This is a genomic window from Mesorhizobium sp. M0960 (genome assembly GCF_040319055.1).
Lineage (GTDB): Bacteria > Pseudomonadota > Alphaproteobacteria > Rhizobiales > Rhizobiaceae > Mesorhizobium.
On record NZ_JAMYNN010000001.1, the window covers coordinates 340,125 to 353,706 of the forward strand.

Here is a 13,582-nt window from a genome sequence, read left to right on the forward strand (position 1 = left end):
GGCGCCCTTGCTTGGAGAACCGAAGCAATGTCAGCGCGGCTGCAATTCGAGGGCATTTCCAAGCTGTTTCCGGCCGTGCGGGCGCTGAGCGACGTGTCCTTTTCGGTCGGCGCCGGCGAAATCCATGGCCTGCTTGGCGAGAACGGCGCCGGCAAGTCGACGCTGCTGCGCATCCTGTCGGGCGTCTACCGGCCGACAGCGGGAAGCGTTTTCATCGACGGCAGGCCGGTGACGCTGAACAACCCGGTCCAGGCGCGGGCCGCGGGCGTCGCGATGATCCATCAGGAATTACAGCAGGTGCCACGTCTCAGCGTTGCCCAGAACATGTTCCTGGGCCATCCGCTGACGCGCGGCGGCGTCTTCGTCGCACGGCGCGAGCAGGAGCGCCGCGCTGCGGAAGCCCTGGCCGCCATCGACCCGACCATCGATCCGGCAGCCCCGCTTGGCTCGCTGAAGGTGGCGCAGCGGCAAATCGTCGAGATTGCCCGGGCGCTGCTCGACCGCGCCAGGATCGTGGCGATGGACGAGCCGACATCGAGCCTCACGCCGAGCGAGTTCGAACGGCTGGCCGAAGTGATTGCGGGCCTGGCGCGCGACGGTGTCACGGTCGTCTATGTCTCGCACAAGCTGGATGAGGTGTTCGGCATCTGCCAGCGCGCCACCATCATGCGCGACGGTGTCGTGGTCGAAACCGTTGATCTCGCGCAGGTGTCGGAAAAGGCCGTCGTTTCGATGATGGTCGGCCGCGAACTTGCGCAGGAACAGCACCGCTCGCATGCTTCCAGCGAGATCAGGCTGAGCGTGCGTGGCCTGGCCTCGGCGACCAAGGTCCATGACGTTTCGTTCGACCTGCATCGCGGCGAGGTGCTGGGCATTGCCGGCCTGGTCGGCTCGGGCCGCACCGAGCTGCTGCGATTGCTGGCCGGCGCCGACCGGGCGTCATCAGGCACAATGGAGATCGACGGCAAGGCGATAAAACTTTCCAGTCCGCGCGGCGGCATCGCCGCCGGCATCGGCCTTGTGCCGGAGGAGCGCAAGCGCGAAGGCATCGTGCCGTTGCGGTCGATCTCCAGCAACATGGCGCTGGCGTCGATGGGCGTGTTCGCGCCGCGCGGCGTCATCGACCACCGCCGGCTGAAGCGCGTGGCAGCCGAGAAGATGAAACGCGTCAATCTCAGACCGTTCCTGCTCGACCGGCCGATCCGCCTATTCAGCGGCGGCAACCAGCAGAAGGCGATCATCGGCCGCTGGCTGGCGGCGGGAACGCGGATCCTTCTGTTCGACGAGCCGACGCGCGCCATCGATGTCGGCGCCAAGGCGGAGATCTACCACCTGATCGAGGAGCTCGCCGCCGAAGGCCATTCGGCAATCGTCGTTTCGTCCGAGTTGCCCGAGGTGATCCGGCTCGCCGACCGGGTGCTGGTCATGCGCGACGGCACGGTCGCCGCCGAACTGGGCCGCGCAAGTCTCAGCGAACAGGCGATCGCCGCGCACGCCATACCCCAAACGGAGATTGAGGCCGGCAAGGCGCAAGGCCGTCGGGCCGGTGCATAACGGACAGGACCAGCGGATGACCGATATAGCCGAACACACAGCAGCGCGCCCAAGCGCAGATTTCCTGCACCGGTTTTCGGTGCGCGACGCTGGCACGCTGATCGGCCTGGTGGTGATCCTCGCTGTCTTCGGGGCGCTGGTCCCCGGCTTCTTTGCCGAGCGTAACCTGATCAACATCCTGCAGCAGTCGAGCATCAATGCCTGCCTGGCGTTGGGCATGACGCTGGTCATCATCTCGGGCGGCATCGATCTGTCCGTCGGGCCGACGGCAGCTCTTTCGGCCGTCATCTCGGCCTCGATGCTGGTTGCCGGCGTGCCGTTTCCGCTGGCCATCGCCGCCGGCTTCGCCATCGGCCTCGCCTGCGGCCTGCTCAATGGCGTGCTGGTCGCCTATGTCGGGCTGCAGCCCTTCATCGTCACGCTGGGAACCCTCAGCACCTACCGGGCGCTGGCGCTGATCTATACCGGCGGCAATCCGGTGCTCGGCCTGCCTGCCGGCTTCCGTGCCATCTTCAATGGCTCGCTGTTCGGATTGCCGTTGGCGGTCATTATCGTGGCCGTGGTCGCGCTGATTGCCTGGATCATCCTCAAGAAGACGCCGTTCGGCGAATATCTGCTCGCCGTCGGCGGCAATGAGGAAGCGGCCTATATAGCCGGCGTGCCGATCGCCCGCACCAAGATCGCCGCGTATATGATCTCGGGCCTGCTGGCGGCGCTTGCCGCACAGATCCTGATCGGCCGGTTGGGTGCGGCCGAACCCATTCTCGGCAATCTCTGGGAGCTCGACGCCATAGCAGCGGCGGCGATCGGCGGTGCCTCGCTGATGGGCGGCAAGGGCAGCGTCGTCGGCACAATCCTGGGTGCCGTCATCCTTGGCAGCATGCGCAATGGCCTGACGCTGATGAACGTGCAGTCCTTCTATCAGCTCCTGGCAACTGGCCTTATAATCCTCGCCGCGATGCTTATCGATCGCGTGACGAGGGGACGTGGATGACATTGACCGGGCTGGATCTGAAAGCAGTAGGGCCGCGCATCCGCATGATGATGCCGCATCTGACGCCGCTCGAGGCGAAGGTGGTGGAAACCGTCTTCGGCAGGCGCGGCTTCGACGAGACTATCCCGCTCAAGCAGATCGCAGAGGAGGCCGGCGTCTCAGAGGCGATGGTGGTCAAGATCGCGAAGAAGCTGGGTTTTTCCGGCTATCGTGACTTTCGCACGGCGGTCTATGAATACAGCCGCCTGCCGACCGCCGAGATGCATCAGGAGCTGTCGGTGGACGACAGTTCGGCGGAAATCGTGCAGAAGGTGTTCCGCACCTCCATCCAGGCGCTGGAGGAGACGCTCGCCATCCTCGACATGGACGATTTCGACCGCGCCGCCGATCTGCTTTACCGCGCCAGGAACCGCGATTTCTACGGCGTCGGCGGTTCGGCGCAGATCGCACGCGATGTCTCGCACAAATTCCTGCGCATCGGCATCCGCACCTCCGTTTACGACGATTCGCACATGATGCTGATGTCGGCCTCGCTGCTCGGCGCCGACGACATTGCTGTCGGCTTCTCGCATTCCGGCAACACGAGCGCCGTCATCGACGCCATCCAACTTGCGCGCAAAAGCGGCGCGCGCACGCTGGCCATCACCAACTACGATAACTCGCCATTGGCAGCCGTCGCCGACATCGTGCTCTGCTCGACCGCGCAAGGCTCGCCGTTGATGGGTGAGAACGCCGCGGCGCGCATTGCCCAGCTCAACATCCTCGACGCGCTGTTCGTCGCGGTGGCGCAACGCGACTACCAGGCGGCGGAGCGCAATCTCGGCCGCACCATGTCCGCGGTGACGTCGAAACGAAAAGACAAGAACTCATGAAAGGCAGCGGCTCGTGAAAGTCAGGGGCACATGACGGCTTCCCCGCCGCTGGTCACCGTATTCGGCAGCCTGCATTACGACATCATGGTCGAAGCCCCCGATCGCCCACGCAAGGGCGAAACGGTGACCGGTCATGCCTGGCATCCAAAATGCGGTGGCAAGGGCGGCAACCAGGCGGTATCGGCAGCGCGGGCCGGCGTGCGTGCGGCAATGATCGGAGCTGTCGGCGATGACGATTTCGGCCGCACGCTTCTCGACAATCTCGATCGCTGGGGCGTTGACCGGCGCTCCGTGCGGGAGGCTTCCGGCGCCGGCTCGGGCATGAGCGTAGCGATTTTCGACGACAGCGGCGACTATGGCGCGGTGATCGTCTCGGGCAGCAACCTCACTCTCAGCGAAAAGGACATTGCGGAGGCGGCCGAGCTGATCGCGCAAACGGCGGTGCTGCTGCTGCAAAACGAGGTGCCGGAAGCCGCCAATATCGCCGCGGCGCGGGCGGTGAAGGCGCAAGGCGGCCGCGTCCTCCTCAACGCCGCACCCGCCCGGAAACTGTCCGCCGAGCTGATCGCGCTCACCGACATCGTCATCGTCAACGCCATCGAGGCGGAATTCCTGGCCGGTGTTCCGGTCGTCGACACGCTCGAGGGTGCTGCGAATGCGGCCGGTATGCTCGTCGGCTCCTACCCGGCTGCCATCGTCACCGCCGGCGGGGAGGGGGTCGCCTATCGCGACCGCGACGGCCAGGCGTTCGCCTTGCCTGCGATGCCGGTGAAGGTCATCAGCACCCACGGTGCCGGCGACGAATTCGTCGGCGCCTTCGCGGCGGGGCTTGCGCGTGGGCAGCCTGTCGAGGCGGCACTTGCCGCCGCCAATGCCGCAGCGGCCTTGCTGGTCGCAACGCCGGAGCGCGAGCGCGGCCGGCTTGATCAATCTGAGCCTGCTCAGTGACCGCCGCGCTCAATCGCTATCGCGCGCGATAAGCTCCAGCGGCCAGACTTCGCGGATGATGCGAGCGCCTTCGGTGCCGGCGAAGGCCGGAATCGATGCCAGCAGCATTTCGGCCAGCCGCTCGCCCATCGGCTCCAGCGCCGGGCGGAAGCCGGTCAGCGCCGGCGAAAAATAGCGGCAGAGCGGCGTGTCGACGATGACGATCACCGCGATGTCGTGGCCGGGCTTGATTCCCGCCTCGGCCAGAGCCTTGCAGCCGCCAAGCGCCATCGCGTCGTTGTTGAAGATGATGGCGCTCGGCGGGTCCTTGGAGCGCATGACCTTCGGTGTCACCGCGTAGCCGCCGGCCTCGTTGATGAAGCCGTCGGCGATCAACTCGGAGTCGAATTCGATGCCGTGCCGCCGCAACGCCTTGCGATAGCCGGCGAGGAACAGATAGCCGAAATTGAGGTCGAGCGACGGGCGGATGGCGGCGATGCGCCGGTGGCCGCGCGCGACGAGACGATCGACGGCGTCAGCTCCGGCTTTTTCGAAGTCGAGGTCGAGCGAGGGGTAGGCATCGCCGCCGGAACGGCTGCGGCCGAGCGTCGCGAACGGGAAACCGGCCTGGGTCAAATAGTCGATGCGCTCGTCTTCGCGCCGCGTCCAGGCCAGCACCACGGCATCGGCCCGGCGGGTCTCGACGACACGGCGCAGGCGCTCCTGCTGATAGTCGCCCGGCGCGCCCATCACCACGATCAGGTCGAGCCCGCTTTCGGCGAGCTTGGCCTGCAGCCCGGTCAGGAATGGAATGAAGAACGGCTCGCCATACTCCTGGTCGCCCGGATGCGGCTGCAGCATGAAGGCGATCGAATGGGTGGCGCCGCGCCGCAGGCTGCGGCCGGACTGGTTCGGTGAATAGTTCAGTTTCTTGGCCGCATCGAGCACGCGCTGGCGTGTGTCGGCATTGACGTCGGCGCGACCGTTGAGCGCGCGCGACACCGTGCCGATCGAAATGTTCAGGTGACGCGCAAGGTCGTGAATGCTGGACGCCAAAGGACAGTTCTCCCCCTTGCCTGGCTAGCACCGGCTGCTCTCCGGGCCAAGCCGACACCACGATTTTTCGCAACCGGCCAATTGACATTCTACGCCATCGGGTGTGTTCTCGTAAACGTTTACGGAAAAACATTCACGGCCCTGCCGTGAATGCCGTGAGGATCGGTCTGGAGGGGCCGAGAGGGAGGAACACTGGATGATCAATGTCGTCCTGGTCGGCTGCGGAGCGATGAGCAAGGCCTGGCTCGATGCGGCCAGGCAGATCGACGGGCTCGCCATTGTAGGCCTGGTTGATATCGACGCCGAAAGGGCGCGGGCGAGGGCGCGCGAATACGAGCTTTCCGGCGCTGTCATCGGAACCGACCTCGACGCCGTGCTCGACCAGACCAGGCCCGACGCGGTATTCGACGTGGTGGTTCCCGCCGCCCGCCGCGAGGTCGCGTTTTCCGCCTTTGCCCATCATTGCCACCTCTTGACCGAAAAGCCGCTGGCCGACAGCCCGGGCAATGCGCGTGCCATTGTCGAGGCCGCCCGCAGCGCCGGGCGCATCCATGCCGTCGTGCAGAACCGCCGCTATGTCGCCAATGTCAGGCGCATCCGGCGCTTTCTCGCTTCCGGCGTCATTGGTGCTGCGACCAGCATCCACGCCGATTTCTTCGTTGCGCCGCATTTCGGCGGTTTTCGCGAAGAGATGCGCCATGTGCTGCTGCTCGATATGGCGATCCACACATTCGATGCCGCCCGCTACATGGTGGCCGGCGAGCCGGCCGGTGTCCATTGCCAGGAGTGGGAGCCGGCCAATTCCTGGTATCGGCAAGGGTCGTCGGCAACCGCAAGCTTCGACCTCGGCGGCGGCAAGCTGTTCACCTATGCCGGCAGCTGGTGCGCGGCCGGCTTCCGTACCAGTTGGGACAGTACATGGCGTATTGTCGCCGAGCGCGGCAGCATTGTCTGGGACGGCGAGGATGGGCTGAAGGCGGAAGTCGTGCGGCCGGTCCGTGAAGGCCTGTTCGACCGCACCGAACCGATCGCCGTGCCGCCGCTCGACCCGGCCGATCGCGTCGGCGGCCATCTCGGCATCATCCAGGATTTCGTCCGCGCCGTCGAAACCGGCACCGAGCCGGAGACGCGCGGCGCCGACAACATCAAGAGCCTGGCCATGGTTTTCGCTGCGATCGAGAGCGCCGAGACCGGGCGCCGGGTCGCCATCGCTGCACAGGAAGGATCATGATGCCAAACCCGCTGCTCGACATCAGGATCGGCACAATGGTGCGGGCCAATCTCGACGACCCGGCCGCCTATGTCAGGCAGATCCTGCCGCTCGGCTTCGAGAGCATCCAGCCGTTCTTCTGGCAGACGCTGGGCGGCAAGGACATTCCGCGGCTGGCGGGCGAGATCCGCGAGGCGATCGGCGATGCCGATGTCATCGTCTCGTCGATCGGCGTGTTCGGCAATCCGCTGGAGAGCGGTGAAGTTGATCGCGGCGTGCTCCAGGCGTGGGAAACGATCATCGACAACGCGCATCTATTCGGCACCAACATGGTCAGCGGCTTCACCGGCCGCATTCGCGGCAAGCCGCTGCCAGACAGCCTGCCGCGTTTCCACGAGGTATGGGGGAAGTTGGCAAAACGGGCTGCCGACAAGGGCGTGCGCATCGCCTTCGAGAACTGCGCCATGGACGGCAACTGGGCCAGCGGCGACTGGAACATCGCCCACAATCCAGACGCCTGGGAGCTGATGTTCAACGAACTGCCGGACGACAATCTCGGCCTGGAGTGGGAGCCCTGCCACCAGCTGGTCTACCTGATCGACCCGATCCCGCAGATCCGCAAATGGGCGCCGCGCATCTTCCACGTCCACGGCAAGGACGCGACGGTGCGCTGGGACGTGATCCGCGAACATGGCGTGTTCGGCCGCCTGCCGTTCGTGCAGATGCGCACACCGGGGTTCGGCGACAGCGACTGGACGCGAGTGATCAGCGAGCTGCGGCTGGCCGGCTACAAGGGCGCCATCGACATCGAGGGCTGGCACGACCCCGTCTATCGTGGCGATCTCGAGATCACCGGCCAGGTGCGGGCACTGGATTATCTCAAACAATGCCGGGGAGGCGCGAGCTATCTGCCGAACCCGGTGTGAGAAGTCGGCCGGCGGGAGGTGCCGGCCAGCGAAAGATTGCGGCGCGTTGCCGAAGCGATCGTCAAAACCCCTCGGCTAGCGAGGGAACAAAGGGAGGAACGTGCATGAGCATTACGATGAGAAGGACAGTTCTGCGCTCGACCGTCGCGGCGGCCGCGATGGCGTTCGCCGCCGCACTCTCGACCTTGCCGGCGCAGGCGCTCGATGCCCAGTGGTGCAAGGATGTCCATATCCGTTTCTTCGCCGGCGGGGCGGAGGGCGATGCGTTCGGCACCATCGTCTATAATGGCGCCAAGCAGGCGGCCGCCGATCTCGGGCCCAAGGTCGACTATATCTTCTCTGGGTGGGACGTGGAGAAGATGGTCCAGCAATTGCGCGAGGCTGTTGCGGTCAAGCCCCAAGGCATCGCCATGATGGGCCACCCGGGCGACGCCGCCATCATGCCGCTGGCCGAACAGGCGCACAAGGACGGCATCAAGATGATGTACCAGAACGTGCCGGTGCCGACGGTCACGGCGGCGTTCGGCGGCGGCTATGTCGGCGCCCAGCAGGAGCAGCAGGGCCGGGCGCTCGGCGCCGAGGCGTTCAAGCTGGCCGGGCTGAAGGCCGGCGACAAGGCGATCATGATCGGCCCGTTCGAGAACGAGAGCCGCGGCGCGCGCGAACGCGGCACGGTCGCCGCACTGAAAGAGGCCGGCATCGACGTCGTTCAAATCAATTCTCAAACCGAGTGGGCAGCCGATCCCAATCTGGCCATTCCGGTGATCACGGCAGCACTGCTCAACAATCCCGACGTCAAGGCGGTCGGCTATCCCGGCGGGCAGCTGCTAGGCAATGTGCCGACTTACATGCAGGCGGCGGGCAGGAAGCCGGGCGACATCTTCAACTTCGGCTTCGACACCAGCCCGCAGATCGTCGAGGGCTTCAAGGGCGGCTGGGTGCAGCTGACGGCCGACCAGCAGCCGTTCATGCAAGGCTACCTACCAATCCTCAGCCTCTGCCAGCAGGTGGTGTTGGGTCTGGCGCCGATGAATGTCGACACCGGTGCCGGCTTCGTCACGCCGCAGAATTATGAGATCGTTTCCGAACTCGCCAAGCAGGCGTTGCGCTGATCGCCCGATCTGCCGGCCGGGTTGAATCCCGGCCGGCGACGACCGACAAACAAGCGAGGACCGCCATGGCCGAACGCCTCATCGAACTGCGTGAAATCAGCAAGTCCTACGGCCAGGTCTATGCGCTTGGCGGCGTCAATCTCAGCGTCGACCGCGGCGAGGTCGTCGGCCTGATCGGCGACAACGGCGCCGGCAAATCGACGCTGATCAAGATCCTTTCCGGCGTGGTCAAGCCGACCAGCGGCGAAATCCTCATTCGCGGCAAACCGGTGACCGGGTGGAGTGCTGCGCGCTCGCGCGACGCCGGCATCGAAACGGTGTTCCAGGACCGGGCGCTCGCCGTGCAGCAGACGATCGTGCGCAACATCTTCATGGGCCGCGAGCTCACCGGCTGGCTTGGATGGCTGAAGGTCAACAAGGAGATCGCCGAGGCGAGCCGGCTGATGCGCGAGATCGGCTTCACCTCGAAGGTGTTCACGCCGCAGTCGATCGTCGGCCAGCTGTCGGGCGGCGAACGCCAGGGCGTGGCGATCGCCCGCGCCATCTACAAGCAGGCCGACCTGATCATCCTCGACGAGCCGACGACGGCGCTGTCGCTGACCGAAACCGCGAAGGTTTTTCATTTCGTGCGCCAGGTGCGGGCGAGCGGCCGGTCGATCCTGTTCATCGGCCACAACATCCACCACGTCTTCGATATCGCCGACCGCTTCGTGGTGCTCGACCGCGGCAAGGTCGCGCTCAGCGCCGACCGCAGCGAGGTCAAGTCGGCCGAAGACCTCATCAATTTCATGGAAGACGTGGCACATCCCGGCGGATTGCCGGGACTTCGCGACGCCGGGGAGCAGATAGCGCGATGAGCAAGACCATGGATCCCGATCTGCAGACCCCTCTAGGCAGCAGCGATGCCGCCCGAAAGGCATGGAAACACCCGTCCGATAACTGGCTGCGCGGCTTTGTCCTCGACAACCGCGCCGCACTCGGCACGCTTGCCGTGTTCATCGTGATGATGGCGGTGTTCATGATCGCCAATCCGACGGTCTTCACCAGCTGGTATCTCTATAGTTCCGTGCTGACCACGCTGCCTGTGGCGCTGTTCGTGGTGGTGCCGCTCGTCTTCGTCGTCACCTGTGGCGAGATCGACCTGTCGTTTCCGGCGACGATGGGCTTCGCCTCGTGGGTCTTCGCGCTGGTCGTGCAGGCCGGCTACGACCCGTTCGTCGGCATCGCCGCCGCAATCGTCACCGGCATGCTGCTCGGCTTCCTGGTCGGCTCGCTGGTCGTCTATGGCGGGCTGTCGTCGCTGATCGCCACGCTCGGCATGAATTTCCTGCTGCGCGGCCTGATCCAGATCATCAACGAGGGCAGGTCGACCGCGCTGACCGGCCTTGCCGACAGCTGGGCCTACAAGATCTTCTCCAGCCAGCTTTACGGCATCCCGGTGCAGATATTCTGGGCCATCGCCTTCGTCGTGCTGTCGGCGCTGCTCTACAACCGCCATCGCTTCGGTGCCCAGGTCAAGGTGGTCGGCGACAATCCCGACAGCGCCCAGCAGATGGGCATCGATGTCAAGCGCGTCAGGGTGAAAGTGTTCGTCTTCGTCGGTATCGGCGCGGCGATCGCCGGCACGTTCTCGGTAATGATCAACTTCACCTGGTGGCCGACGGCGGGCGACGGATACCTGCTGCCGGTGCTGGCATCGGTGTTCGTCGGAGGCACGCCGACCTGGGGCGGCATCGGCACCGTCGTCGGCGGCGCGATCGGCGCGGTTACGGTGTCCTTCATCCAGACCGGCGTCGTCGCGGCGGGACTGAGCGGCTTCTACGTCCAGTTCTTCAACGGGCTGATCATCATCCTGTCGCTGCTCGGCCATAAGTGGAACCAAGCGCGGTATCGGTGACCGGCGGCCTCAAACCCCCGTGACAAACCCGTCCAGCACGCGTTTCTGGCCGGCCTTGTCGAAGTCGATGGTCAGCTTGTTGCCTTCGATGGCCGAGATGTTGCCGTTGCCGAATTTCTGGTGGAAGACGCGGTCGCCAACGCTGAAGGGGGAGGGCGTGTCGGCGACGGATTTGGCGACCAGCTCGCCGTCGATGGTGCGGCCCTTGATCGAGGTGCGGCCGGCACCGTAGCCCGAGTCGGTTTCGCCATAGCCGATGCGCTCGACCTGGTGGCCGGAGCGCGTGCCCCAATTGCGGTCGGTCGCTTCGGTGCGGTTGGCCTGAGCACGTTGCCAGCCCGGTGTCGCATAGGTGCTGGAGAAGGCGCCGGATTTCTCGGCGCCGTTGTTGCCACCGATGTTATCGAAGCGCGACGCCCCATAAGGATTCTGTCTTCCAGCCCCCTGGCCGCCACGACCGGGAGCGAACGAGCCGCCACCATAGGCATTGCCGTAGCCGCCATAGGAGTTGCCGCTCTCGGCGACCTCGACATGGGCTTCCGGCAGCTCGTCGAGGAAGCGCGACGGGATGGTCGATTGCCAGAGGCCGTGGATGCGGCGGTTGGAGACAAACCAGAGATGCAGGTTCTTCTTGGCGCGGGTCAGGCCGACATAGGCAAGGCGGCGCTCCTCCTCGAGCCCGGACCGGCCACCCTCGTCGAGGGAACGCTGGTGCGGGAACAGGCCTTCCTCCCAGCCGGGCAGGAACACGGTTTCGAATTCGAGGCCCTTGGCCGAATGCAGCGTCATGATGTTGACGGCGTCGAGCTCAGCGTTCTGCTCGGCGTCCATCACCAGCGCGACATGTTCGAGGAAGGAGCGCAGCGATTCATACTCCTCCATGGAGCGTATCAGCTCCTTTAGGTTCTCCAGCCGGCCGGGCGCTTCGACCGAGCGGTCGTTCTTCCACATGTCGGTGTAGCCGCTCTCCTCCAAAATGGTCTCGGCGAGTTCGGTGTGCGGGGTGGTTTCGAGAGCCTTTTGCCAGCGCTCGAAATTGGCTGATACCTCGCGGAGTGCGGCACGCGGCTTCGGCTTCAGCTCGTCGCTTTCGGCCAGTTTTGCCGCCGCCTCCAGCATCGGGATGCGCAGCGCGCGTGCGGTGTCGTGGACCTGGCGGATGGTGGCCTCGCCCAACCCGCGTTTCGGCACGTTGACGATGCGCTCGAAGGCGAGGTCGTCGGCGCCTTGTGCGACGACGCGGAAGAAGGCCAATGCGTCGCGAATCTCGAGCCGCTCATAGAAGCGCGGGCCGCCGATGACGCGGTAATTGAGCCCGAGCGTGACGAAGCGGTCCTCGAATTCGCGCATCTGGAAAGACGCGCGGACGAGAATCGCCATATCGTTCAAATTGTGCTTCTGGCGCTGGTAGGCCTCGATGGTCTCGCCGACGGCGCGGGCCTCCTCCTCGGAATCCCAGGCGGCGTGGACATGCACCTTCTCGTCGTCCTCGGCGATCTTCTCGGTAAACAGCGTCTTGCCGAAGCGGCCCTCATTGTGGGCGATGAGATGCGAGGCGGTGCCGAGGATGTGCGCGGTCGAGCGGTAGTTGCGCTCCAGCCGGATGATGGTGGCGCCGGGGAAATCCTTGTCGAAGCGCAGGATGTTGTCGACTTCGGCGCCGCGCCAGCCATAGATCGACTGGTCGTCGTCGCCGACGCAGCAGATGTTAACTTTGCTTTCGCTCACGGCCGCGCGCGAGCTTCGCTCGCTGGCCTCCGCGGGGGCGGCCTGGCCGGCCGACGCCCGGTCGGGCTTGCGGCCTTCGGCCGAAGAGCGCCCAATCTCCCCCCTCGTGGGGGAGATGTCGGCGGAGCCGACAGAGGGGGGCGCTGTCCCGCCAGCGTTTCCGCCAGGACCATTGGAAGCGTCGCGATCCTTCGCGCCCCCCTCTGTCCTGCCGGACATCTCCCCCGCGAGGGGGGAGATTGGCTTGCCTTGAGGCCGCTGGGCCAGCAGGCGCAGCCACATGTACTGTGCGGTGTTGGTGTCCTGGTACTCGTCGACGAGGATGTAGCGGAAGCGCTTGTGGTATTCCTTCAGCACGTCCGGATTGGCGCGGAAGATGCGGATCGGGTGACATAGGAGATCGCCGAAGTCACAGGCATTCAGCGTCTGCAGCCGCTCCTGATAGGCCTTGTAGAGTTCGCGGCCCTTGCCGTTGGCGAAGGCACGGGCATCGCCCTCGGGGATGTCGGCGGGACCGAGGCCCTTGTTCTTCCAGCCGTCGATCATCTGGGCGAACTGCTTGGCCGGCCAGCGCTTGTCGTCCAGCCCTTCCGCCTGGATGAGCTGTTTGATCAGCCGCACGACATCGTCGGTGTCGAGAATGGTGAAGTCGGATTTGAGCCCGGCCAGCTCGGCATGTCGGCGCAGCAGCTTCACGCCAATCGAGTGGAAGGTGCCGAGCCACGGCATGCCCTCGACATTGCCTTCGCCGATCAACAGGCCGATGCGCTGCTTCATCTCGCGCGCCGCCTTGTTGGTGAAGGTGACGGCGAGGATCTGCGAAGGGAAGGCCTTGCCGGTGGCAAGGATGTGGGCGATGCGGGTGGTCAAGACGCGCGTCTTGCCGGTGCCGGCGCCGGCCAGCACCAGCACCGGGCCTTCGGTGGTTTCCACCGCCAGCCGCTGCTCGGGGTTGAGGCCGTTGAGATAATCGGGCGCGTTGTTTTGATTGCTGCGGGCAGCCATGGCGCGCGCGGCGATGCCCGACGGGGCCACGGGCCGCGCGTTCGGTTCGTCAAAAAAGGGCATGTCTTCCGAAAAGCCGGACATCTCTCCCCGAATGTAGTGATTCGGCAGCGAAAGGCCAGAAGTGTCTCCGTTTTGTTCTCTGTCCAGTCGGTAGACTCACAATCTGAATGGGTCCGCTAACCAAAACGCCGAGCTTGCCGTGGGTCGACGCCGTAAAACGCCGAGCTTGCTTGACAGGGGAAGCGGGCCGGAGAAAGTTGCGTGGGGGCAGGCACGCAATGCGGGGTTGCCCATGGAC

At 65.3% G+C, this 13,582-nt stretch carries 11 protein-coding genes; 9 read left to right on the plus strand and 2 right to left on the minus strand.

Going from position 1 to position 13,582, the window contains the following annotated elements; all coding sequences use genetic code 11:
- The first annotated feature begins 27 nt into the window (after positions 1-27).
- Genes NKH63_RS01820 through NKH63_RS01835 form a run of 4 tightly spaced genes read left to right on the plus strand, consistent with a single transcriptional unit; the run spans position 28 to position 4,368 of the window.
- Complete coding sequence (locus NKH63_RS01820) at positions 28-1,554, plus strand: sugar ABC transporter ATP-binding protein (protein ID WP_352482901.1); 1,527 nt, start codon at positions 28-30, stop codon at positions 1,552-1,554.
- Positions 1,555-1,570: 16 nt separating this feature from the next.
- Positions 1,571-2,548, plus strand: a complete 978-nt coding sequence (locus tag NKH63_RS01825) for an ABC transporter permease (RefSeq protein WP_352482903.1) — start codon at positions 1,571-1,573, stop codon at positions 2,546-2,548.
- Positions 2,545-3,420: a MurR/RpiR family transcriptional regulator gene (locus tag NKH63_RS01830; RefSeq protein WP_023721163.1), complete on the plus strand. Its 876-nt coding sequence runs from the start codon at positions 2,545-2,547 to the stop codon at positions 3,418-3,420. Before NKH63_RS01825 ends, NKH63_RS01830 begins: the two co-directional genes overlap by 4 nt.
- A gap of 30 nt (positions 3,421-3,450) precedes the next feature.
- Positions 3,451-4,368 carry a ribokinase gene (locus NKH63_RS01835; RefSeq protein WP_352482904.1) on the plus strand — a complete coding sequence of 306 codons (918 nt, stop codon included), beginning with the start codon at positions 3,451-3,453 and terminating at the stop codon, positions 4,366-4,368.
- Positions 4,369-4,377: 9 nt separating this feature from the next.
- Here NKH63_RS01835 and NKH63_RS01840 read toward each other — a convergent pair whose 3' ends face one another.
- On the minus strand, positions 4,378-5,403 hold the full coding sequence (locus NKH63_RS01840) for a LacI family DNA-binding transcriptional regulator (RefSeq protein ID WP_352482906.1): 1,026 nt from the start codon (positions 5,401-5,403) through the stop codon (positions 4,378-4,380).
- 196 nt (positions 5,404-5,599) lie between these two features.
- Here NKH63_RS01840 and NKH63_RS01845 point away from each other — a divergent pair, with 196 nt between their 5' ends.
- From NKH63_RS01845 to NKH63_RS01865, 5 genes are all read left to right on the plus strand, one after another.
- Positions 5,600-6,634 (plus strand): Gfo/Idh/MocA family protein, encoded by a 1,035-nt coding sequence (locus NKH63_RS01845; protein ID WP_352482907.1) that lies wholly within the window; start codon positions 5,600-5,602, stop codon positions 6,632-6,634.
- Positions 6,634-7,539, plus strand: a complete 906-nt coding sequence (locus NKH63_RS01850; protein ID WP_352483073.1) for a sugar phosphate isomerase/epimerase family protein — start codon at positions 6,634-6,636, stop codon at positions 7,537-7,539. Before NKH63_RS01845 ends, NKH63_RS01850 begins: the two co-directional genes overlap by 1 nt.
- Positions 7,540-7,643: 104 nt before the next feature.
- Positions 7,644-8,651 (plus strand): substrate-binding domain-containing protein, encoded by a 1,008-nt coding sequence (locus NKH63_RS01855; RefSeq protein WP_352482909.1) that lies wholly within the window; start codon positions 7,644-7,646, stop codon positions 8,649-8,651.
- Positions 8,652-8,716: 65 nt separating this feature from the next.
- Entirely contained in the window at positions 8,717-9,508 is a 792-nt protein-coding gene (locus NKH63_RS01860) for an ATP-binding cassette domain-containing protein (RefSeq protein WP_352482911.1), read from the plus strand.
- A complete protein-coding gene (locus tag NKH63_RS01865) occupies positions 9,505-10,548 on the plus strand; it encodes an ABC transporter permease (protein WP_352482912.1) in 1,044 nt (347 codons plus the stop codon). Before NKH63_RS01860 ends, NKH63_RS01865 begins: the two co-directional genes overlap by 4 nt.
- 9 nt (positions 10,549-10,557) lie before the next feature.
- Here NKH63_RS01865 and NKH63_RS01870 read toward each other — a convergent pair whose 3' ends face one another.
- The gene (locus NKH63_RS01870; protein ID WP_352482914.1) at positions 10,558-13,365 is read right to left on the minus strand and encodes an ATP-dependent helicase; all 2,808 of its coding nucleotides are present in this window, start codon (positions 13,363-13,365) and stop codon (positions 10,558-10,560) included.
- Positions 13,366-13,582 lie beyond the last annotated feature (217 nt).